Raw genomic sequence first — 21,964 nt, 5'->3', positions numbered from 1 at the left:
CATTATTAAAAAATATCTTCCTGGGACACCCGAAGGACCTCTTCGATGGTGGTTATTCCTGCGGCTACTTTTCGGGCCCCGTCCTGGCGCAGGGAGGTCATGCCCCGCTTTAATCCGATCTTTTTAATTGCCCCGGCCTCGGCCCGGTTCATAATGGCCCTTCGGATTTCATCGTCGATAGTCAAAAGCTCGTAGATACCGGTCCTGCCCCGGTATCCGGTATGCAGGCAGTGAGAGCAGCCCTGGGCGGTGTAGACAACCCCTTGCGGCAGGTCTTTGATTGTCAGACCGATCTTTTCCAGTGAGATCGGGTCCGGGCAGGCTGCCTTTTTGCACTTTGGGCACAGCAGCCGAACCAGACGCTGGGCAAGAATAGCGATCACGGACGAGGCGACAAGGTAAGGCTCGACGCCCATATCATGGAGCCGGGTAATGGCCCCGGCAGAGTCGTTGGTATGCAGGGTGCTGAACACCAGGTGCCCGGTCAGAGATGCCTGAATGGCAATCTCGGCGGTTTCAAGGTCCCGGATCTCGCCCACCATGATAACGTCCGGGTCCTGGCGCAGGATAGAGCGAAGCCCGGCGGAGAAGGTCAGGTTGATTTTCGGCATGACCTGGATCTGTCCGATGCCATCGAGCTGATATTCAACCGGATCTTCAACGGTGATGATGTTCTTGTCGGTAAAATTGATCTTGCGGAGAACTGCGTACAGGGTGGTAGTTTTCCCGCTGCCCGTCGGGCCGGTAACCAGAATAATCCCGTGTGAATAGCTGATGAAGGACCCGAATTCCATGAGGTCTTTGTCGGAAAACCCAAGGTCTTCGAGGGTCAGGATGTTGGAGTTTTTATCCAGAAGCCGCATCACCACCCGCTCGCCAAAGGCCACGGGAATGGTGGACACCCGGATATCGACTTCCCGGTCAACCAGTTTGATCTTCATCCGGCCATCCTGCGGCAGCCGCTTTTCGGCAATGTTCATTTTGGACATGATCTTGATCCGGGAGATAATAGCTGTTTGATATTTTTTGGGTGGCGTCAGGGTATCGTAGAGAATGCCGTCAATCCGGTAGCGGACGCGAAGCTCCCGCTCCAGTGGTTCCACGTGGATATCGCTGGCCCGCTCCTTGATCGCCTGGAGCAGAATGAGGTTGACCAGTTTAATGATGGGGGCCTCGTTGGCCATGTCCAGGATATCCCTGGCTTCCTCGCCGATATCGGCAATCAGGCCGGAGGAGTCTTCCATATCAAGATCCTTGACCATCTTCTCGGCGGATTCCGGAGATTGGTGATAAACCTCGTGAATGGCTTCAAGGATCGTATCTTCAGTGCAGATAACCGGCTCTACCGGATGGCTGCTCAGAAGCCGCACATCGTCCAGCAGGTGTATCTGCAGGGGGTCGGAAATAGCCACCTTGATATGGCCGTCTATCCTGGCAAAGGGGATCAGCTTGTACTGCTTGCAGAAATGAAAGGGGATTTTCTGAATCAGGTCCGCATCCAATTGAAAGTCGATCGCCTCTTGAAAAGGGATACCAAATTTCAGGCTCATGGCCCGCAGTAATTCGACTTCGCTCAGATATCCCAGATGAACAAGGATCTTACCCAGCTTGCCTCCCTTGGTCTTCTGGATATTCAGCGCTTCAGATAATGCCTCCTCAGTGAGGAGGTTCTGATCGAGGAGAATAGTCCCCAGACTCTTCTTGCTCAGGCCCATTGGTTATTTGACTGCTCCCTGAATTTTTTCCTGCTGCCCCTGGCCGGCATTTTCCGGCTGTGGCACCGGGTCTGTGGCTTTTGCCTTCGGCTGTTGATCTTTCGCCTTTTCCTGCTGCTCTTGATCTTGAATAGTCTGGTGCTGCTTGATGTCTTTCTTCTTGTGCCGCTGTTTTCGATTGATGGTTTTTTGCTGGGGCTGCTTGGATCCTCTGGTTTCCTGCGGCTCTTGCGGACTGCTGACCTCCGTTTTTCCTTCCTGACTTCGCAGTTGATTCTTCATCCCGCTCGTAAAGACATCGATATCTTCCGGTTCCTTGATGATATGCGGGGTGATAAATATCTGAAGGTTCCTTTTCTGGTTTCGCTTGTTCATGGACTTAAAGGCCAGGCCAATGATAGGAATGGACCCCAGACAGGGAACCCGCTGGGAATTATCGAACTTATCATCCTGGATCAACCCGCCAAGGACTACGGTTTGACCATCTTTCACTACCACGGAAGTTTTGGCCTGGCGGATAGTTGTCGTCGGAGTTGGACCGGCCTGACTGATGGTAGTTGAAGCTATCTGCTTGATTTCCTGATAGATCTCCAGCTTGACATAATCATCCTGATTAATGTGGGGAGTGATGCGCAGGGTAAGGCCGACATTCTTATAATTAATCGAGTAGATGGAATTGCTGGCGTTGTTGCTCAATACCTCTCTGGCTCCGGCAAAAGGGACTTCCTGGCCGACAATGATTTCCGCCTCCTCGTTGTCGGTGGTCAGGATGTGGGGCGTGGAGAGGATATTCACGTCGTTGTCGGTCTGGTAAGCTGCAACCAGTGCCGCCAGATTGGGGAAGGAAAGTCCCCCCATATTAATGTACCCCTTGGTCAGGCCGATAAACATGCCTCCGGGCGGAGCCATGGGGTTGGCTATTACTTCATTGATTTTACCAAAGCTCGTTCCCGCCAGGGGAAGTATGCTGTCATGCCCTGAAGGCTCACGCATGGCCCGCCACTCCACGCCGAGCTCCCGTGACTTGTCGTAGCTTACTTCGGCGATCAGGGCCTCAACCAGTACCTGAGGCCGCATGATGTCAAGCTTTTGCAGTACCCGCTCAATAACGCTGTAATCCACGGAAGAGGCGGTAATAATCAGGGAATTGGTGGCCTTGTCAGCCACGACGGTAAGCGGAGTATCCGGCTTGCTGTCCTTTGCTCCCTTGGTAGTCATGGTTTTTGACATGATCTGGGCCAGGACCTTGGCCATATCGTCGGCTTTGGAGTTTTTGAGAAAATAGACATGGATGTCATCCTTATCCCTGGGAACCGGAACATCGAGCTGCTTGAGTAATTCCTTGATCTCTTCAAGCTGTTCCGGATCGGACAGGACAATGATGTTACCGGTCCGGCTGTCGGGGAGGATTTTCAGCGCACTCCCCTGGCCTGAGTGGGATTTTTGGCTTTTATGATAGGTGTTTGCCCGCTCTCCGAACAGGGTCTGTAACTGCTTGGTGAGGTTATCGACATCCCCATGCTGAATGGGAATAACTGAAATAATGGAATCTTCCGTTTCAACATCAATCTCTTTCAGGATAGCCATGAGCCGATTGATGTTCGAAGCCCGTTCGGTCAGGATCAGCGTGTTGGTGGGAAGATAGCTCAGGATTTTGCTTTCCCGGGAAATCAGGGGTTGCAGTATGGCCTTGACCCGTTCGGCATCGGCATACTCAAGGGGGATGAGCTGAGTGACCATGGCATCGCTGCTCTCCTGCCCGATATCGGACGATTCTCCGGTAACGGTTTCCAGGTTCTTGCTGGCAGCGGTGCTGTCAGGAACGACTTTGACAACATTCCCCGAAGTGACCGTAGTATATCCATTGACTTCCATGATCGATTCGAAAATCCGGTAAGCATCCTTAACCGGTATTTGGGTGGGGGAAAGTACCGTTACCTTTCCCTTTACCCGGTCATCCAGGATAAAATTCTTTCCTGTAAGCTCACTCATGAACTTGATGACCAGCCGGATATCGACATTATCGAAATCCATAGACACTTTTTTCGAGGAACCTTTATCCGCCAGAAAGTTTTTCGCAGCCCCGCCCGGTAAAGGAGGGACCTCCTGCGTCCAGCCGTATGCCACCCTCAAGACAGTTACAAGAAAGAGCACGCATAAGAACCACTTCGGGACCTTTTTGATTGTTATCACCGATTACCTTCCTCCTGCAAGGCATCGCCCACTGCTATGCTATGGAATATCATAGGTCAGTGTTTGGAGCTGATTCTGCCTTTCGATCACAACTTTGATATTGGGTTCATTTTTAAACTTCAGGTAAGCAGCATAGGCTTTTTCCGGGCTGTTAACCGCCTCTCCGTTGACTTCTTTGACAATGTCTCCCGGCATAATGCCCAGTTTATCAAAAAATCCTCCCTGCTTTACATTGGCAATCTGGAACCCGTCAGGGGTATTGAGCTGCCCTTTGTCAAAATGGGGGACAATCCGGATCTGAGTCAAGAGTTGACTGGCATTCTCCACGGCCCGGTCAACCTCACTCCGATCAAGCTCCCACCGGTTTTGGGATACCCGTCTGCCCAGACGGCCTAAATCGAAGCGGGCCAGGGGAGCACTACCCGGCTGCTCAACCTGCTTTGCATGGTCAGGTGGCTTATTCCCCCGACCGGAAGGGGAACCTTCAGACTCAAAGGCCAGGAGTATCTCCTCATTTCCCCCATGATTGAGCACGACCTTGTTGCGGAATATCTTGACGATGGTGGCTTCGGTAACCATCTCACCCTCTCGATACATATCCTGCTTTTGGGTGTTGAGGTCCAAAATGATAGCCCGGGGATCGGGGATGCTCCCGACAATCGTTCCCAGCAGTTTCAACTTCAACGGAGCCAGAGATTTGACTTCCTGCGGTTTTGGTTCCTGTGATCTGGCTGCCTCTTCCTGTTTTTTCAGGTCGGCTGTCTTGAAAAGGTTCCGCTTGGTAATTACCATATAATCCGAATACCTGATACCGGCAGGCCGCGATTTGGGCTGATTGCCGAATGCAACCTCAAGACTGGTCATATCCTCCCATTGGGTACTGATCTTGGACATTAAAAGATCCGCGGCCAGAAAGGAATCGGCAGTCACAAATAAAACAGCCAGAAACCAGAATAATCTTTTAATCATAAAAAAAAATATTATCCTTGAGAATACCTATTTGGTGAAGCCCTCAAAAATCCCTGAAGAGAAGCGTTGAATGACATAGTTGAATACCCATACGGTGCTACCGAGACCTTAACGGTATTATCGAGATCTTAGTTGGATTTCTGGTCAATATTACAGGTATTGAGCAAATCTGTCAACTTGCTTCTTGATTCTTTTTTGGATATTCGGCCTGGATCTGAGATCAGGAATGATGAGTTAGTTGATAAAGCGGGTCATTACTCCAATGACCTAATAAAGCATTTTGTGTCATAGGGTGTAAGATTTGTTGAAGAAGGTCCTTGGATTTCGCAACCTTGCAAAAACCCGGAGGATTATTCCTGTTCAGGAATGGTCGTGCCTGCCAGCCGCTCACCCGGTTTCAGGCAGCACCTTCTGCAGGTGCTCCACCAGGAAGGTGGCAGCCAGGCCGTTAATGAATCCGGTGATGAGGGAGCTCAAGAGGATAACGGGCAGGAGGTAAAAAATTTCCCTGCGCTGAATAAGAAAGAAAAAGACTAACACCATCTGGGTCAGACTGTGGGCATAAGCACCGATAATACTGATGCCCACCAGGCTGAAAAAGGGGTAAAAAAAACGGTACATCAGGCTCATGGCCAGAGTGCTGACAAGCCCCCCCGATATGCTGAGCCAGAAACTCGGCCCCAGGAAGGTGCCGATAAGTAAAGATCCAACTATAGCCCGCAGGAATGACACCAACAGTCCATCCTTCACCCCATAGAGAACAATGACCGCCATAATGACGATATTGGCCAGTCCCAGCCTCAGCCAGGGCACAGGGTTGGGAATGGCCGATTCGACAATGAAAAAGATGACGGCCATGCTCGACAGCAGGGAAAGGAATACGGTGCGGTTGATTTTCTTCCGACGCTGCGATCTATCCATCACTCTCCCTCTCTCCCCTATCGGGCGACACCATCCAGGTGAAGGGATGGATCGTTTGCCTTATCGCCCGAAATCCGGATCAGGACCTGGTTGGGCACACAGCAGATGATCTGCCCCTGATGGTCGATCCAGCCAGCCCTGGTGCAGACCTGGTTGGGGCAGGGCGATGAGAGCATCCTCACCTTTCCTTCCCGGATCTCGACCTCCGAAGAGCCCAGGGGACCTGGGACCGGAACCACTCTCCGGGGAGAAGAGTCAAGGTCATAGATGCCGATAACTTTCTGGCCTGCCTGGATGGTCACCCGGCTGCTCTTTCCCCTGCCGGTCAGCAGAAAGAGCGAGCCAAGATTGATCAGAATCAGGAGGAGAATCAGTATCTTGTCTCCCCAGGTCAAAGCGCCTAAAACCCTAATGGCCATCTACCTCCAAACGAGCTTTGACCGCAGACCGGAGGAGACCAGTGCCTTGCCTTCCCGGTCGATAATCACGCCTTCGATATCCGGCAGGCTTTCGATCAAAGCCATTCCCTTTTCCGGGCCAAGGACAAAAATCCCGGTACTCATGGCATCGGTGGCAGTCTCCGAGACAATGGTCACGCTTTGACACCCTCTGGCAGACTGACCGGTTTGGGGATCCAGAATATGGTGATAGCGGATAGTATCCTGGATAAAAAACCGCTCATAATCACCTGACGTGACTATGGATTTATCGGTGATCTCCAGCGAAGCGATGACTTTGTCGGATTGCCGGGGATGCTGGATCCCAATGTTCCACAGCTTATGTCCGGGTTTGCAGCCAAACAGCCGGATGTCACCGCCCGCATTGACAATGCCGGCCGTGATTCCATCCTCCCGGAGTGACTTTACGGCTTTGTTGACCGCAAACCCTTTGGCGACACCTCCCAGGTCAATCATGGCTCCCGCTTTGGCAAGCCCCACGGTCCGGCGCTCTTCATCGAGGCGAATGTTCCGATAACCGACCAGCGGCAGTTTTTGCCGTATGGCCTCGGGGTCAGGGAGCACTCCCTGGCCATCCTCAAAGTGATAGAGCTCGGTAACGGCACCGACCGTGATATCGAAAGCCCCCTGGGTCAGCTTTGAATATTCGATAGATCTTTTGATCATTTCCAGATAATCCGGGGTAACAGGGATATCACTGCGGCCCGCAGCCTGATTGATCCTGCTGGTCAGGCTGCCGGGGATCCTTTTACTGGCCTGATTCTCGATATCCTGCATGACCTGAAAGGCCCGGTCCATAGCAGCCATAGCCTGATCTTTGCGGTTCGACACCACGGTGATCGTAACCAGGGTGCCCATCAGGAACCGGTCTTTCTGAAATATCCGGCTGGATGAGGAAGACAGAGGACCACAGGAGGGAATGAGCCATACAACCAGTGACAAGGCCAAAGCCAGGGCCAGACCTGCTGAAATAACGGTGAGATATAATTTTTTCACGGTATGGACAATCAGAAATCCCGCTGGACGATATAGTCTGAAAAATCCAGGAGTGCCTGCCGGTAAGCGGAGTCTGCAAATACAGCCAGCCGCTCCTTGGCCTGCCGGACATACCAGGCTGCCCGATCCAGGGTAAATTTATCTGCTCCATAGGTTTTAATCAGGCTGACAATCCAGGCTACATCCTCCGGGGAATACACCGGCTGGGAAAGAACCTGTCGGATGCGGTCAATCTCCTTCGAAGAGGCTACCTGCAGGGTCCGGATCAGGGGCAGCGTGCAGTTTCCTCCCTGCAGATCATTGTTGACCGGCTTGCCGATCGTTTCCGTATGCGAAACATAATCCAAAAGATCATCCACCAGTTGAAAGGCAATGCCGACATCCGTTCCATATGCATGGAGAGCTTCCACCTGCTCCTCGCTGACGCCTCCCAGAAGAGCGCCGATCCGGCAACTGGCAGCCATCAGGCAGGAAGTTTTTTTGGCAATGATCTCGATGTATTCTTCCTCCCTGATGCCGAGGTCTCCGGTTTTCTGCAACTGGAGAATCTCACCGTCTGTCACCGTGGCTGTGGCACTGGACACTGCTTCCATGATTCTGGTGTCTCTATCCTTGACCAGCAGGTAGAAGGAAGTGGCGTACAGGTAATCTCCGACCAGAACGGGAAGCTGGTTCCCCCACTTTTGATTGGCTGAAGGGTTGCCCCTTCGCAGGTTGGCATTATCAATAACATCATCATGCAGCAGGGTTGCCGCGTGGATAAACTCGATAATACTGGCCAGATGAATGGCCCGCTCACGCTGGCCCCGATAGCCGTCTCCGGCCTGCGGATTCTGGCAGCCTGCCATCCGAGCGCTCAACAGCAGGAGAATGGGCCGCACTCTCTTGCCCCCGCTTTGACAGATGTAATTTCCGATTTGCGATATCAGGGAGTTATCCGATTCGAGCAGGCTTTTCAGATGCAGATCAACTTTGGTGAGGTCCTCACCGATCAGAGAGGAAATAACCGATGGTAGCATGACAAACCTTTTGTTTTTATTAGGTTAATGGCCAATTAATACCAGATCAATATATCGTATTTGCTCAAACTTTGTCAAGTGTTTTCCTGGAGGTAGTGATAGGCCATCATTCCGGCCAGAGCCCCGTCACTGGCAGCGGTAACGATCTGCCGCAGCGGTTTCCGGCGACAGTCACCGGCTGCAAAAAGACCGCCAAGGCTGGTGGAAAGCCTTTCATCGGTAATGATAAACCCCTGGGGATCCAGTTTGACTGCCGGAGGCAGCCAGCCGGTATTGGGCTTTGTACCTACATAAATAAACAGGCCATCGGCCGGCTGGGTGGTCAGTGCCTGATCAGCAAGATTTTGCAGGCTGATTTCACGGACCTGTGAATCTCCCCTGATCTCCTGGATTACCGAGTTCCACAAAAAATGTATCTTGGGATGTTGAAAAGCCCGGTCCTGAAGTATCTTGTCTGCCCGAAGAGCGCTGCGGCGGTGGACGATGGTAACTTTCCTGGCGAATTTGGCCAGAAAAAGCGCTTCCTCCAGGGCAGAATTTCCCCCGCCAACGACCATGATCTCCCGCTCCCGGAAGAGCGGCCCGTCGCAGGTAGCGCAGTACGAGACACCCCGTCCGGTGAATTCCGCTTCGCCGGGAACATTCAGGTGAATGGGGGAGGTGCCGGTGGCCACGATAATCGTGCGTGCGACGAGCGCATTGCTGGATTCCGACCCATTTCCCGGCCCATCTTCAAGATAAATATAAAATTCTTTCTGGTTGCGCTCCAGAGACCTGACCCCCCGGACCTCGATAGCCAGGTCATGCTTTCGCGCCTGTTCCTCCATATTCTGGATAATTTGCAGGCCGCTGATCGGCTCCGGAAACCCTGGATAATTCTCGACCAGGTCGGTAGTTATAGCCTGCCCCCCCAGGAGGCTCTTTTCCAGGAGCAGGGACCGCAGGCCAGCTCTGGCAGCATAGAGACCAGCGCTCAATCCTGCCGGCCCTCCTCCGATGATGACGGTATCATACATAGACATCAGTAAATCTCCTTCAAGTTTCTTTACAATCAGGTATGATGGTCATACCCTTACTGCTACCGCTGTTTTCTCTCCTGGATCATCTTCCGCATTTCCCGCTGTCTCTGCTGCCGGATCAGCGGCATATTCTGCTCATAGAACCGTCCTCCCCACAGGCCATCGCCGGTTTTGGGATCCCTCAGTTGAATCGGCTCAGGGAAGAGGGCACGGTCAAGGTACTGTTTTACTCTGGTCTTGAGGCGCTCCACCTCATCAGCGGCAATGGCATACTTTTGGGCGAGGGTTTGAGTATCAGCCGAGGGAGAAAGAATTTCCGAGGCAAGAAGAACCTGCTGCTCTTTGGGAAGAGATGAAAATTGACGGATAATCGTGGCCGCATAGATATTCTTTTGCTGATCCCGCGTAAAGGCAGAACCGGTGACCGTCAACAGCTCACCGGTCATAAACTGAAAGTTCTGCTTATCCGCATACCACTGGGGTGATACATGAACGATGTACTCTCCGGAAGCTGTCGCCACCCGCAGGTGAAACCCAAGCTCCGAGGTTGCCCGGTTATCTACGGTATAGATGCCGGTAATCTTTCCTTCGATCGTGGTCAAAGTAGCCGGGTCATAAGGCACCATGCCGCCAAAGCTCCGTCCGGGGAAGATGCCCGGCAGGATGATGGGCAGGGAAAGGATTAATACCAGCCATGTCTTGAATGATTTGTTATTCATGTCGGATCTCCTTCTGTGGTGGTGATGGTGCATCAGGCGACCATCACCTTCCATATTTATGGAAAAACTCCCCCCACTTGGTATTTAATTCTATGGTCTTTTGGACTTGCCTGCCTGCCAGAGGCCACCAGATCATATCATGGTAGAAACTGGAACCAAACACGAAAAGATAAACCAGCGGCGTATGGAAGAAAAACTTTTGATACTTTTTCAGCGGGCTGAACCAGAGCAGATCGCCGATCCGGCTGGCAAAATTGTCTCCTACCCAAAACCGGAAATTGACCCTGCTGATATCCTCTCCCTGGATTTCGATCTCTCTCGGATCACCGACTCCCAGTCCCGCTTCGTGAGCCAGGCGGATGTACTTGATTTTCATCGGGTCAAACCCCATCATTTTGGCGGCTACCGCATCAATGGCCACACTGTCCGCGCTGGCCAGCATATAATCCTTTTCAACCGGAATCATGGTCCGGGGACCCGGCCCGCAGCCGCAGAGGGTTCCATCCATAACGCAAAATATGCCGGAATGGATTTCCTTCTGGATGGCCAGAAGATCAACCAGTGTTTCATGAATAAGGCTGTGCGTATAGTGACGCCGGGTGTTCAGCAGCCCTCCGAAGGCGTTCTTCATGGCTCCGGTGGTGGTTGTATAAATGTGGCATTTTACGGTTGGCAGGTGAAGGACGTTTTTGTCGATGAAATATTCCGGAATCCTGATTCCTTCCGGATATATCTGATTCAAGGCATGCATTCTGGCCTTTGGCTGATAGGTGATCCAGTTGACATGCTGCGGATTGAAATTGTACCGTTCAGGGATCCGATATTGGCGGTAAATCGGCTCCAGTTTGTTCAGCCTCCCGCCTTTCACCGGATCGGTGACCACGGTGTTGTTGTGGACAGCCACCAGCTTGCTGAAACCAGCCTTTTTCAAAGCCAGAACCACCCCTTCGAGCTGCCAGGGGGTGGTATTGGCACTTAAGTACGGATAATGCCAGGAGATATTGTCCTTGAGAATAGTTACCGAGGATGCGGAAAGAGCCTTCTCCAGCCCGGCCAGAGTGCACAATTTCTGGATATCGTCAAGAACTGAGTCCGGTTTTGTCTTGATAACGGTTACCTGGGAACGCATCGAGTAAAATCCTCCCTGCGAATAGTTGCGTTTATCCTTTATTCTAACCGCAAAACAGCTTTTCGTAAAGGAAATTTATTTGAAATCCCTACAAACCTGTGGCCACCTTGTGATATAGTTAGGGGTGAGTCAGAGCAATGTCAGGACGTGAGCATTCCACAGGGAGGGAAAAACCATGCCAAACCGCAGGGAAAAAGATACTATGGGCGAGGTCGAGGTTCCGGAAGACCGCTACTATGGTGCCCAGACCCAAAGATCGCTGGATAATTTCAAAATCGGCCAGGAGCGCTTCCCCAGAGAGTTTATCCGGGCACTCGGCATCCTGAAAAAAGCCGCAGCCAGAGTGAACGCCCGGCTGGGAGTATTGGATCAGAGAATTGCCGGGGCAATTGAGCAGGCTGCCGATGAGGTAATCGCCGGGAATCTCGATGAGCATTTTCCTCTGCGGGTCTGGCAGACCGGCAGCGGCACCCAGACCAACATGAATGCCAATGAAGTCATCGCCAACCGCAGCATCGAAATCCTGGGCGGTGTGCCTGGCAGCAAATCCCCTGTTCACCCCAATGATCATGTCAATAAATCCCAGTCTTCCAATGACGCTTTTCCAACAGCCATGCACATTGCAGCCTGCGAGCAGATCACTCACCGCCTGCTGCCTGCCCTGATGAACCTGAAGCAGGCGCTTCAGGAAAAATCAGCGGAATTTTCCGGCATTGTCAAGATCGGACGGACCCATTTGCAGGATGCCGTCCCCCTGACTCTGGGCCAGGAATTCTCAGGATATGTTTCTCAACTGGAGCATGGAATAAGGGCCATCCGCCACACGCTCCCGCATCTTTCGGAACTTGCCCTTGGCGGGACCGCTGTCGGAACCGGGCTCAATGCCCCGCCAGGATATGCCGGGGAAGTGGCCAGGGAGATCTCGCACCTGACCGGCCTGCCCTTTGTCAGCGCGGAAAACAAGTTCGAAGCCCTGGCAGCCAACGATGCTGTGGTGGAGTCCAGCGGAGCACTGAAAACCGTGGCCTGCAGCCTGATGAAGATCGCCAACGATATCCGCTGGCTGGCCAGCGGTCCGCGATGCGGCCTGGGTGAAATCAGCCTGCCGGAAAATGAGCCGGGAAGCTCCATCATGCCCGGCAAGGTCAACCCCACCCAATGCGAGGCCATGACCATGGTCGCCTGCCAGGTGATCGGCAACGATGTCACCATCAACCTGGCCGGAGCATCCGGCAACTTCGAGCTCAATGTCTATAAGCCGGTCATGATCTACAACCTTCTCCAGTCCATCCGGCTCCTGGCCGATGCCTCGACCTCGTTCACCCAAAAGTGTGTAGCAGGCATCAGACCAAACCATGACCGGATCAAAGCCCATGTGGAAAACTCCCTCATGCTGGTTACAGCCCTCAACACCACCATCGGCTACGACCGGGCTGCCATGATCGCTAAAAAAGCATACCAGGAGAATATCACCCTGAAAAAGGCAGCCCTGAAGCTGGGATTTCTTACTGAGGAGGAATTCGACCGGCTGATGCAGTCTGCCAGGATGACAGGGGAGGAGGGGATGTCCCGGGAGGAGAGCAGGAAGGATGAGCAGGATTGATATTAGGTTTTTTGAACATCCCTTCACTTATTTTCCTGAGTGTCTATCCGAAAAGTCGGGATGCCGCCAGAATTGATAATGTTTCCCAGAACTTTTCGGATAGACACTGAGACACGTGCACACTGAGCCATATGCAACTTTCCGGGAACTCAGGCGTACACCGGTCCGGACCACAATTCACGCAATTCTGCCGGGAAAAGATGTTTAATATCCTGAATTTCACCACTGGATATCCGCTTGGTGAGTACCCTGAAAACAGCCCGGGCAACTTCTTCGGGGTCCACGTCGGGATCGGTCTCAAAATAGCCGAGAATGCTGGCCAGAAATTCCTCCTTGTGCCGCTTTTTATTCGGCGTCTTAGTTGGCTGCCAGCCCTCATAATAGAGGCCGCGGATCAACATCGGCAGCTGCGCTGCAAACTCTACCGATTCATCGGGAAGGAGCCGGTCGCGCAAAGCGTGCAGCGTTGACCTCAACGCAAGATAGGCTTTATGCCGATCATGCCAGCCGAGTTCTTCCATAACATCCTTGAGCCAGGCGTTCGATTTATGGACCGTGGTGTCAAAAACATCAAGTCCTGTCATGGTGCCCATAATCATCACCTCCATAGTCCATTATATGCCTTAAATGCTTATCCTTCAAGGTATTTTTCATCGGACTCAGCAAAGACAAAGGGCTGAAGTACCTGGCCTGCATCACAACAGCCTCAGTACTTCAGCCCCTAAAGACCTGGTTCCTGCCCTACTCTATCACCCTAAAACAGCGGTGGCAGGTTTAAAGCCGGGTGATTCACCCTGGACATGAACTCAACCACTTCCTCTTCCGTGGTAGCTACTTCTTCATCGGCAATCAAATCGTACAAATTCTCTACACCAAGTGCCTTTCCCCGTTTCTCGATCATGGGCCGAAGCTCCTCTTTCAGGGCTTTAGGCATCCAGGCGACCCGTAAAAGCCCCCCTTCAGCGGAAATGAACTTGGCACTGCCGATGTAGTGCTTGCTGTGCCCGGTAAAGCCCGGAGTCTGCAACCCGCCGCCAACGGTTCCAGCCAGGGTCGAGAATTTCATCCCGGACGGGGTCATGCCTGCAAACTCGCGGTTGACGGTCATAATGGCATTGGCCATCGGCAGAACGCCGGAGATGCACTCGAAGCAGCCGCACGAGGTCATGGGGTCTTCCATGATGCTGTAGGCGTTGAACCGCTCGATACTCTGCCGGGAGCCCTGGAAAATGAAATCATTCACTCCGCTCCATTGTCCCTTGCCGCCGTCCAGCACATCTCCCTTGGCGATCGGGCGGTTAGGCCCCGTGGGGTCGATCTGGTAGGCGGCCTTGCCGTCCAGCCAGTTATAGGCTCCGCACAGACCGCTTCGCTCCGGAGTGATCACGCAGATATGGTTGGGAGCAAAGGACTGGCACAGGGTGCAGGAATAGTAGGTATCGACGCTCTCGTCGGTCAAAGAGCCGATTCTCTCATCGCGGAAATGATACGCCTTGCGGGCGATCTCACGCTGGGCCACCACATCTTCCTCTCTGGTGTAGAGGGTGACCTGGACCTTGTCGAGAATGGCCGAATAATCGGCATGCAGCTTGGCATGGATAATGTCACCCAGGTGGTGCAGCTTGAACCCTTTTTGTTTGGCTTCCTTGCTGATACGGATCCAGTTGATGTCGCGCTGGCCCATATGGAACACCCCTTGAGCTTCATTCAGGTAGCGGTGAATCTGACGCTCCAGGATGGACTCAAAATCAGACTGAAATTCCCGGCCAGCCACTTCAACCACAATGCCCAGCGGCAGGCGGGATTCGGGTTCCACATCATCGATTTCAGGTCCGATGACCGTGATCTTGCCATCCTCGATTTCGTTCATTTCCCTCATGGTTGCAAACTCGAAAGCCGGTGTCTTGGTGCCGCCCATCTCGACGTAGGTATCCTCTTTGCGCACCCGCTCACCTTCAAAGGCCGGGCCATAGGCAACCGGCACCGGAACCTTGTGCACGGCCACTTTCAGACCCCGCACCTCGACGGCCTTACCCACGATCTTGTCGTGAGGAATATTTGACACTACATGTTCATAGGTGCAGATTCCGGTAGGCAGAATCTGCGGGATACCGGTATCGGCAATGACCGGGAACCCATAGTTGATGGCTCCGGCAGCCTGGGCATATTTTTCGTCATCAACCTCACCCAGGGCCAGAACAAAAGCGAATATCCGGTTCTTGTTGTATTTCAAAATCCTGCTGTAATCTCCCGGCTTCACCCCGCCAAAGGACATGGCGGCCCGGGTGGCAAATCCCAGAGCAAAGACGGTAGCGGTTATATCCTTGCCGAAGGGAACAAGGCGCGTCTCCCAGCCCATCTGCACACCCTCTTCCCTCAACTGCTCGGCCATGCTCCGGCCATGAGTGTCAGCAGACATAAAAACATAGAGGTTTTTCTCCTGAAGCTCGCGGGCGATCTTAACCGCGATTTCATTGGTCGGGCAGGCCCCCACGCAGGCGGCAAATCCCGGTGCGGTGCCATCGACAAACTCGATGCCGCGCTTTCGCATGATGACATCATCAGCCGCACCCAGCCAGAAATTACCATCCTCCGGACAATTCTCGGTTACGGAATACGGCACGGGAGCCTGCAGATACTTGATAATTTCAATAACCTCATCAGCAAACAGGGTAGCCATACCGGCATCCAAAGCATGCCCCAGATAGGGGAGCCAGACCTTGTCCGCAGGATTTGGAGGCAGCAGGGATTTTGCCCGGTTCATAATCGGCGTAAGATCACCCAACCGCTGGGCCTTCATGCCCGACATACCATAGATGACCGGCAGATAATAGCCGGTATTGGGAAATTCAATTACCTGATCCGGACCATACTGGGCCAGGGCATCAGCCAGAGCGGTCTCAGCCTGTCCGACAATTTTATATGCTCCACGAATGGCAGCAGAGGCGATTATTTTTGACATCGTTTACCCCTTTTATTCGTTTCTCATCATTAGATGGCTTGTTCAGTTCTTTCAGTAGTACATTCACGCTCAGTCAAACGGTGAGGCGAACAATTTCCTCTTTAGACCTCAAGGGCCCTTCGCATGGCCATATCGTACAGGACGCGCTCCTGCTTTTTCTCGATCCCCAGGGCCGCACGTTTGGCCTTGATGTGATCGATCATCAGGTGAGCCATCTTGATCGGATCAGGCTCGAAAGCCCATTTTCCCTTGGTGATCTTTTCGAACTTCTGGAACAGGAGGTCTTTCATTTCCTCACAGCCCATGATGGGGAAGGTAGCCCCAAACACGGTAAAGACTCCGGAACCTACAAAGTACTGTCCGATGGCAATCGCTTTCTCGCTCATCCACTCAGGCGCACATCCGGCCAGAGGCAGGTCGCTGATATCATCGCCAAGACCGCCTTCTTTGACCATGGCCGTAGCTGCCATCAGCAGGCGGCTGTTATCCACGCATGAGCCGCAGTGCAGCACCGGCGGCATACCCACGGTTTCACACACCTCAGCCAGGCCCGGTCCGGCCAGTCTGGCCGCTTCAGGAGTCAATAACCCCTCCTTGGCGCAGGAAATAGCCGCACATCCGGTCTGGACCACCAGAACATTATTTTTAATCAATTCCTTTACCAGGGTGTTGGTGACATAATCATGCTTCACCCGCGGATTGTTGCAGCCAACCACACCGGCTACACCCAGGATACGGCCATTCATGATGTTATCGTTCAGTGGCCGGTAGGAGCCCCGGAATGTTCCACCCAGCATATAGTTAATGGTTTCATGGCTGAAACCTGCTACAAGGTCCATTTCCTCTTTGGGAAGAACGATCTTGTCGGGATTTCGCCGGGTAAAGTTTTCAATGCCCCGGCCAACGATCTCTTTCGCTATATTCAGGGCATGATGCTCTTCAAACTGCAGGTGGGTAGCGCCCGGTATTCTGGCTTTCTCGGAGGTGGTAATAAGCTCGGTATGATAGCACGGCACAAGATCAGCCAGAGACTGCATGATGCACTGCACATCCACAACCATAGCATCGACCAGGCCAGTCAATATGGCCATCTCCTGCTGCAGGAAATTTCCTGCCACCGGAATGCCATGCCGCAGCAATATTTCATTGGCCGTACAGCAGATTCCGGCCAGATTGATTCCGGCTGCTCCCCTGGCCCTGGCCCGGCCGATCATTTCCGGATCCTGGGCAGCCACAACCAGCATTTCCGAAAGCAGCGGATCATGACCATGAACAATGATGTTGACCTGATCCTTCTTCAGGACCCCCAGGTTTACCTTTCCCCGTAAGGGAATGGGAGTCCCGAACAGGATATCCTGCACTTCGGTGGCCAGCATGGAACCGCCCCACCCGTCTGCCAGAGCGGCCCTGGTGCCGTGCATCAGGATATTTTCCGCATCCTGATCAACGCCCATGTGAGTGCGGTGCATCATCTCGACTACCTCACGGTCAACGCCGCGGGGAACAACGCCAAGATCCCTCCACAGTTTCTGCCGCTTCTCCGGCGCCCGCTGAATGAACTGCAATTCTCCTTCCTGCTTGCCGAATTCCGCAGAGAGAATGGGAGCCAGTTCCCTGGCGATCTCCTGGGTGCTTCTTCCTTCGGTCACGATACCAAAATCCTGGGCCACGGCAATCAGCTTCTTGACGTCCTTGATCTCGTACCCCGATCCTTCGGCTTTTCCCTCAGCCACCATCGAGAAGGTCTTGATGATATCACGGCCATGATCAGAGTGGGCGGCAGCACCTGCGGCAATCATCCGGGCAAAATTCCGGGCAGCAATGGTAGCTGCCGTGGCCCCGCAAACTCCTCGTTTGGTTCCACCCTCTTTGGTACTCAGCCGGCATGGTCCCATAGCACAATTTTTGCAGCACAGTCCCTGACTTCCAAAGGGGCAGGGCTTTAAATCCTCCGCCCGGTGAAAGGCGGTAAGATTCCTGTCCTCCACTATTACTTCGAAAATATCATTACAGGCTTTACATGATGAAAACTCTTTTTGATCCATTATACTCTCCTTATGCCGCTGAAAAAGGTCTGGAGTAGTTCGTATTTCCTGCCTAAAAATTTACCCTGGGGTAACAATTGCTGGGGTAGCTGCCAAAAAAAGTCATCAGTTTTTCTCCTGACTTCTGACTTCTGACTCCTGTCTCCTCTTTTTAAGCCATATCCCGAAGGTACTTGGGAATATTGGCCGCTTCCCGCGGGCCGACCAGCACTTTCCATCCAGGGAGTTCCTCTTCTATCTCGCCGGAGAGAACGGAGACATAGCCGGGAATAATGAGGTTGCGGTGCTTGATCCTGTCCTCGACGTTCTGTTTTTTCACCAGCTTGGCGATTTTGGGAGCATTGAACTTGTCCGCGGCCCAGGCAGTCAATACTGACAGACCTTCAGAATCGGCAACCAGGAGCCATGAAGGTACCTTGCTGTTTTCGATCTCACCCAGAACAATAAAATATGTCAGGGAGAAATTGGTCGTAATGAGCAGAGGAGAGGTTTCGGTCGGCTCGCCCACCTTGTAGAGGTTCTCGCCAACCTGCATCGGCTGCTGCGGATCGGTGAAAATATTCTGCCGCAGGGTATAAAGGGGCAAAAGCGATTCTTTTCCGATGCTGTTCAGAACGATCAGGGAAGCGTACTTCATGATGCCGATACCTGCTCTGGCCGCTTCCATCAGCGCGTCGCCCCCTCCCTCGCCGGGGAAAACGATCGTGGGATAGCCGAGGGGTTTGAATTTCTTCTTGGCCGCAGCGCGCCGGATCTGCGTAAGGTCGGAAAGCATCCTGCCGGAGCTTCTGGCCCCGGAATCAAGGACCAGGTCCTCTACCCCTGCCGCAGCTACTTTTTCCGCCAGGCTGGATAATGCCTCAAGGCCCTTGTCACTGAATACGGCCAGAGGTACTCTATACTCTTTGGCCAGGGCAGCCATCTGGCTCTGATTTTCTTCCGTAGCCGCATAAATCAGGGGATTGCGGGTTACGGTTTCGGTCAGGCCCGCCTTGATGATCTCCGGCTTCAGGGAATGCAGGATCAGCCCTGCCGTGGATGATCCGGCAACCTTTTTGGCCACCTGGGCAAACCGTCCGGCATCACCCGATTTATCCTGAAGGCAGATCAAATCCACCCGCAGTTGCTGTCCGACCCGCTCCATGACCGAATTATTGACTTCCTGAACCTTGCTCTCGATCTCCTGATCGGAGAGATTATCGGCAATGGCCAGGGCCAGAGCGGAAGGATGATTGAATTTCTTCTCATGCCGGAACAAAACGGTTTCATCACCGATTTCTATCGTCCGGTCACCCGCTCCCAGTTTAATCAGCCGGATGGGAGGAGCGGAAACTTCAGTTAATATCTTTTTGCTCTCTTCCGAGACATGGGGGCAGGCATCCAGGCGAACCTGGGCCGCGGCCAGTCTCATGGCAAAAGCTAAACAGGTAGGGAATTTGCAATCCCCGCAGTTGGTCTTGGGGAGGTATTTAAAAATCTGAATACCAGTCAGTCCCATGATATCGTATCTCCTTTCTATTTTTGCTCGAGAGGTCATTAGGCTGCCGTTGCCAGTTCCGCTACAGTCTTTCGAACCATCCCCAGGGCCTCAGGATGCCGGAAAACGACCAGATTTCCACCAGCCATCAGGAAGCTCAACGCAGTGAGCGTCTCCCACAGAACTCCTCTGGGTTTGGCTGGCCCCCAGGCAGGCTGATCCTCTTCACTCGCCTTGGCCTCTTTTATCTTCCAGGTCACCTCGCCAACATCACAGATCATGGGCATCTGCATCATGGCGTCATTCTGCTGCAAAGCGGACAGGCGAATTCGCTCCATGACCGAGTAGGTATACTCCAGCCCATAGCCCAGGGTGCTTGACATGGCATCGATAATGATGTTCTTTCCGTCGAAGCCGCTCTGGGTCAGAAGAATATTCAACTGCTTGGAAAGGTTGATATCGAGGTCCGACAGGGCCACCAGTTTATGGCCATAGGCCGTAGCCACGGCCGCAAAGGTTTTATAGTTCTTCTCCTGGGCTTTGCCGATAATCGAGCCGGTATTGGCTGCCACTTCAGCCACATGCTTGATCACGGCCGCATCTTTTTCCGCATGGTTGCTTCCCAGAATGATCAGCGGGACCTTGACGGCTGCAAGAACCGCCTGGACCACCTTACCCGCCTCTTCCGCAGACCGGTCGCCGTTATCGGGGTGCGTCCCGGACAGGCGAAGGCAGATCATATCCGCCTTGAACTCATCCTGGCACATCCTGGCCCACTGTACGGGATCGTTCATGGCCGATCCGTAAACCGCTGTCAACGAGGGAGCCCAGTCACCCGGATTCACATCATGGACCTCAAGAGCCAGGGGCACAGTCGAAACAGCCTTGCCTTCAAAAGAGAGAAAAGGAAGAACCTCTTCTCCTCCCAGAATCAGCTTATGCTGGTCCCGCCCAACTTCCACTTGATTGATTTTTCCATTGTACACTTCTTTTGGCACAGTAAAGGCCATACTCTTCTCCTTAAGCTGCCGCACACCATACGAAGGTGCGGCTATCGGTTAGCAGGTTAGCAGGTTTCCAGATATGAGTGACAATACAGGCTTTGGTTCAAAATCACCGAGGTCGTCTTTACGGCCTGAATGATCGCCGGATCCAGCGTATCGACAATGGCCGCGCTCAATCCCACGGTAATGGCCATGGTCAGGAAGGTATGATTGATCAGGCTGCGCATCGCTTCGGGAGCGCTGTTTGAGACATTGCTCAACCCGATTACACTGTTCATCGGCGGATCGTTCATCTCCCGGAATAACTTGATGGCCTCAAGGATCTCCTTTACCTGCTCCTGCTGACCGTTAATCGGCACCATGATCGGATCAAGGTAAATATCTTCCATGGGCACACCATGCTCCGCTCCCGCAGCCATGATTTCGGCAGCCAGAGCACACCGCTCGTTGGCATCGCGGGGCAGGCCGCCGGTAGCCAGGGTCAGGCCGATGATCATGGCATTATACTTGGCAGCCAGAGGCATCAGCAGCGCAAGCCGGTCAGGGTCAGCCGATGTCGAGTTGATCATGGCCTTTCCCTTGTGGACCGCAAGCCCTGCCTCGATAGCCTCGGCGTTGCTCGTATCCAGGCACAGGGGAACATCCACCACTTTCTGGATATTCTCCACCAGCCAGGACATCAGCTCCGGCCCGTCTTTTCTGGCCGGGCCAATATTGATATCCAGCATGTTGGCACCTCCCTTGACCTGCCTGATGGCCATGTCCCTGATCGGCTCAAAATTTCTCGCCTTAAAGGCCTCCGAAAAAAGCTTGGTTCTGACATTAATTCTCTCTCCTATAGCCAGCATACTTCTTTTCCTCCTTTCTGTTGGGGGGTGGAAACCGGTTGCTTCAGATATTCCCCTTCTTGTATGGAAGCCCCTGCTATCCCCCTTGAGGGGAAAGCCTTCCTTACTCTCCTCCTCCTTGAGGGGGGAGGCTGGGTGGGGGTGATGGTTATTTTCACCATCCTCATCGAGAAAATGAACAGGGGGAACATCTATGGTTGCTTACTCCTGATTGCTGATTATTGTCTGGTCTGGCCGGAAAATCGGGCCGGGGCCTGCCTGAAAGCCAGCTTTCAGGCGGCATATACCTCCCTTCCCTCCTGTAAGATCTCCCGGTAAATTAATCCAATATTATCCTTATGTCGCTCCAGGTCACTCGGCGTGGCTACCAAAATGTCGAAAGGAACCTTGAGCCCCTTTATCTGCCGGTAGAGAAACTGGGCAGTCCGGCGGCGGTAAGCACCTTCCGGCATCACTATCAAAAGATCAATATCACTGTCCGGGTGCATCTCCCCCCGCGCTGCTGAACCGAAAAGGATTATCCTGATCGGATGCACAGCCTCGACAATAGCTTGTACGAGTTGATTGATGACCGGAGCGCTGTCAGGTTGCATATCTCTCTTTCCTCTTTATCCTCATCCATCTTGCTTCATTAAATTAACTACCCGGAAAATACCTGCAAAAGACCGCATAGGGGTGCGAAATGTGTGTTACAACACCATTCCCCCGCAATAAAATACATTAATTACTCCTCTAAGAGTATGGCTTCCTTAAGAACTTGCTCACTACCGGACACATTTTTAAAGCTTGGTTGACAAAGCATTAACAGTCACTCATGATATACCCTAACTGATTGAAATAAATTAAAAAGGAGTACATCATGAGTGACAGTATAAGAACATATCAAG

At 52.9% G+C, this 21,964-nt stretch carries 18 protein-coding genes; 1 reads left to right on the top strand and 17 read right to left on the bottom strand.

Annotation, left to right across the window (positions count from 1 at the left end; all coding sequences use genetic code 11):
* Positions 1-5: 5 nt before the first annotated feature.
* The 10 genes from gspE to AB1611_14655 all read right to left on the bottom strand — a co-directional run bounded on the left by gspE (position 6) and on the right by AB1611_14655 (position 11,138).
* Positions 6-1,715: a type II secretion system ATPase GspE gene (gene gspE, locus AB1611_14700; GenBank protein MEW6380840.1), complete on the bottom strand. Its 1,710-nt coding sequence runs from the start codon at positions 1,713-1,715 to the stop codon at positions 6-8.
* 3 nt (positions 1,716-1,718) lie between these two features.
* Positions 1,719-3,908 carry a type II secretion system secretin GspD gene (gspD, locus tag AB1611_14695; GenBank protein MEW6380839.1) on the bottom strand — a complete coding sequence of 730 codons (2,190 nt, stop codon included), beginning with the start codon at positions 3,906-3,908 and terminating at the stop codon, positions 1,719-1,721.
* 39 nt (positions 3,909-3,947) lie between these two features.
* Positions 3,948-4,877 carry a type II secretion system protein GspC gene (gene gspC / locus AB1611_14690; GenBank protein ID MEW6380838.1) on the bottom strand — a complete coding sequence of 310 codons (930 nt, stop codon included), beginning with the start codon at positions 4,875-4,877 and terminating at the stop codon, positions 3,948-3,950.
* Between the two features lie 387 nt (positions 4,878-5,264).
* On the bottom strand, positions 5,265-5,798 hold the full coding sequence (locus AB1611_14685; GenBank protein ID MEW6380837.1) for a Gx transporter family protein: 534 nt from the start codon (positions 5,796-5,798) through the stop codon (positions 5,265-5,267).
* A 17-nt stretch (positions 5,799-5,815) separates the two neighbouring features.
* Positions 5,816-6,217 carry a NusG domain II-containing protein gene (locus AB1611_14680; protein ID MEW6380836.1) on the bottom strand — a complete coding sequence of 134 codons (402 nt, stop codon included), beginning with the start codon at positions 6,215-6,217 and terminating at the stop codon, positions 5,816-5,818.
* Positions 6,218-7,252 carry an FAD:protein FMN transferase gene (locus AB1611_14675; GenBank protein ID MEW6380835.1) on the bottom strand — a complete coding sequence of 345 codons (1,035 nt, stop codon included), beginning with the start codon at positions 7,250-7,252 and terminating at the stop codon, positions 6,218-6,220. It abuts the gene before it with no gap.
* Positions 7,253-7,263: 11 nt separating this feature from the next.
* A complete protein-coding gene (locus AB1611_14670) occupies positions 7,264-8,271 on the bottom strand; it encodes a polyprenyl synthetase family protein (protein ID MEW6380834.1) in 1,008 nt (335 codons plus the stop codon).
* A 74-nt stretch (positions 8,272-8,345) separates the two neighbouring features.
* Positions 8,346-9,293, bottom strand: a complete 948-nt coding sequence (trxB, locus tag AB1611_14665) for a thioredoxin-disulfide reductase (GenBank protein ID MEW6380833.1) — start codon at positions 9,291-9,293, stop codon at positions 8,346-8,348.
* 56 nt (positions 9,294-9,349) lie between these two features.
* Complete coding sequence (locus AB1611_14660; GenBank protein ID MEW6380832.1) at positions 9,350-10,009, bottom strand: hypothetical protein; 660 nt, start codon at positions 10,007-10,009, stop codon at positions 9,350-9,352.
* A gap of 43 nt (positions 10,010-10,052) precedes the next feature.
* Complete coding sequence (locus AB1611_14655; GenBank protein MEW6380831.1) at positions 10,053-11,138, bottom strand: DUF362 domain-containing protein; 1,086 nt, start codon at positions 11,136-11,138, stop codon at positions 10,053-10,055.
* A gap of 175 nt (positions 11,139-11,313) precedes the next feature.
* Between AB1611_14655 and fumC the strand changes: the two genes are divergently transcribed.
* Positions 11,314-12,741, top strand: coding sequence for a class II fumarate hydratase (gene fumC, locus AB1611_14650; GenBank protein MEW6380830.1), 1,428 nt, complete (start codon positions 11,314-11,316; stop codon positions 12,739-12,741).
* Positions 12,742-12,890: 149 nt separating this feature from the next.
* On the opposite strand, the gene AB1611_14645 is transcribed toward fumC, so the two are convergent.
* The 7 genes from AB1611_14645 to AB1611_14615 all read right to left on the bottom strand — a co-directional run bounded on the left by AB1611_14645 (position 12,891) and on the right by AB1611_14615 (position 21,670).
* Positions 12,891-13,340 carry a DUF2267 domain-containing protein gene (locus tag AB1611_14645; protein ID MEW6380829.1) on the bottom strand — a complete coding sequence of 150 codons (450 nt, stop codon included), beginning with the start codon at positions 13,338-13,340 and terminating at the stop codon, positions 12,891-12,893.
* Positions 13,341-13,495: 155 nt separating this feature from the next.
* On the bottom strand, positions 13,496-15,703 hold the full coding sequence (acsB, locus tag AB1611_14640; protein MEW6380828.1) for an acetyl-CoA decarbonylase/synthase complex subunit alpha/beta: 2,208 nt from the start codon (positions 15,701-15,703) through the stop codon (positions 13,496-13,498).
* Positions 15,704-15,804: 101 nt separating this feature from the next.
* Positions 15,805-17,748 (bottom strand): anaerobic carbon-monoxide dehydrogenase catalytic subunit, encoded by a 1,944-nt coding sequence (cooS, locus tag AB1611_14635; GenBank protein MEW6380827.1) that lies wholly within the window; start codon positions 17,746-17,748, stop codon positions 15,805-15,807.
* A 151-nt stretch (positions 17,749-17,899) separates the two neighbouring features.
* A complete protein-coding gene (gene acsC, locus AB1611_14630) occupies positions 17,900-19,246 on the bottom strand; it encodes an acetyl-CoA decarbonylase/synthase complex subunit gamma (protein ID MEW6380826.1) in 1,347 nt (448 codons plus the stop codon).
* A 38-nt stretch (positions 19,247-19,284) separates the two neighbouring features.
* Positions 19,285-20,235: an acetyl-CoA decarbonylase/synthase complex subunit delta gene (locus AB1611_14625; GenBank protein ID MEW6380825.1), complete on the bottom strand. Its 951-nt coding sequence runs from the start codon at positions 20,233-20,235 to the stop codon at positions 19,285-19,287.
* Between the two features lie 56 nt (positions 20,236-20,291).
* Entirely contained in the window at positions 20,292-21,077 is a 786-nt protein-coding gene (locus tag AB1611_14620; GenBank protein MEW6380824.1) for a dihydropteroate synthase, read from the bottom strand.
* 272 nt (positions 21,078-21,349) lie between these two features.
* The gene (locus AB1611_14615; protein MEW6380823.1) at positions 21,350-21,670 is read right to left on the bottom strand and encodes a nucleotidyltransferase domain-containing protein; all 321 of its coding nucleotides are present in this window, start codon (positions 21,668-21,670) and stop codon (positions 21,350-21,352) included.
* Positions 21,671-21,964 lie beyond the last annotated feature (294 nt).

It is taken from the genome of bacterium, assembly GCA_040755755.1.
Classification (GTDB): domain Bacteria; phylum SZUA-182; class SZUA-182; order DTGQ01; family DTGQ01; genus DTGQ01.
The sequence above is the reverse complement of the archived record's forward strand: the minus strand, read 5'-3'. Positions and strand labels throughout refer to the sequence as shown.

Coding starts and splice junctions, on each gene's coding strand:
- gspE (MEW6380840.1), bottom strand. CDS start 1,715: ATGGGCCTGAGCAAGAAGAGTCTGGGGACTATTCTCCTCGATCAGAAC.
- gspC (MEW6380838.1), bottom strand. CDS start 4,877: ATGATTAAAAGATTATTCTGGTTTCTGGCTGTTTTATTTGTGACTGCC.
- AB1611_14685 (MEW6380837.1), bottom strand. CDS start 5,798: ATGGATAGATCGCAGCGTCGGAAGAAAATCAACCGCACCGTATTCCTT.
- AB1611_14680 (MEW6380836.1), bottom strand. CDS start 6,217: ATGGCCATTAGGGTTTTAGGCGCTTTGACCTGGGGAGACAAGATACTG.
- AB1611_14670 (MEW6380834.1), bottom strand. CDS start 8,271: ATGCTACCATCGGTTATTTCCTCTCTGATCGGTGAGGACCTCACCAAA.
- trxB (MEW6380833.1), bottom strand. CDS start 9,293: ATGTCTATGTATGATACCGTCATCATCGGAGGAGGGCCGGCAGGATTG.
- AB1611_14660 (MEW6380832.1), bottom strand. CDS start 10,009: ATGAATAACAAATCATTCAAGACATGGCTGGTATTAATCCTTTCCCTG.
- AB1611_14655 (MEW6380831.1), bottom strand. CDS start 11,138: ATGCGTTCCCAGGTAACCGTTATCAAGACAAAACCGGACTCAGTTCTT.
- fumC (MEW6380830.1), top strand. CDS start 11,314: ATGCCAAACCGCAGGGAAAAAGATACTATGGGCGAGGTCGAGGTTCCG.
- AB1611_14645 (MEW6380829.1), bottom strand. CDS start 13,340: ATGATTATGGGCACCATGACAGGACTTGATGTTTTTGACACCACGGTC.
- acsB (MEW6380828.1), bottom strand. CDS start 15,703: ATGTCAAAAATAATCGCCTCTGCTGCCATTCGTGGAGCATATAAAATT.
- cooS (MEW6380827.1), bottom strand. CDS start 17,748: ATGGATCAAAAAGAGTTTTCATCATGTAAAGCCTGTAATGATATTTTC.
- acsC (MEW6380826.1), bottom strand. CDS start 19,246: ATGGGACTGACTGGTATTCAGATTTTTAAATACCTCCCCAAGACCAAC.
- AB1611_14625 (MEW6380825.1), bottom strand. CDS start 20,235: ATGGCCTTTACTGTGCCAAAAGAAGTGTACAATGGAAAAATCAATCAA.
- AB1611_14620 (MEW6380824.1), bottom strand. CDS start 21,077: ATGCTGGCTATAGGAGAGAGAATTAATGTCAGAACCAAGCTTTTTTCG.
- AB1611_14615 (MEW6380823.1), bottom strand. CDS start 21,670: ATGCAACCTGACAGCGCTCCGGTCATCAATCAACTCGTACAAGCTATT.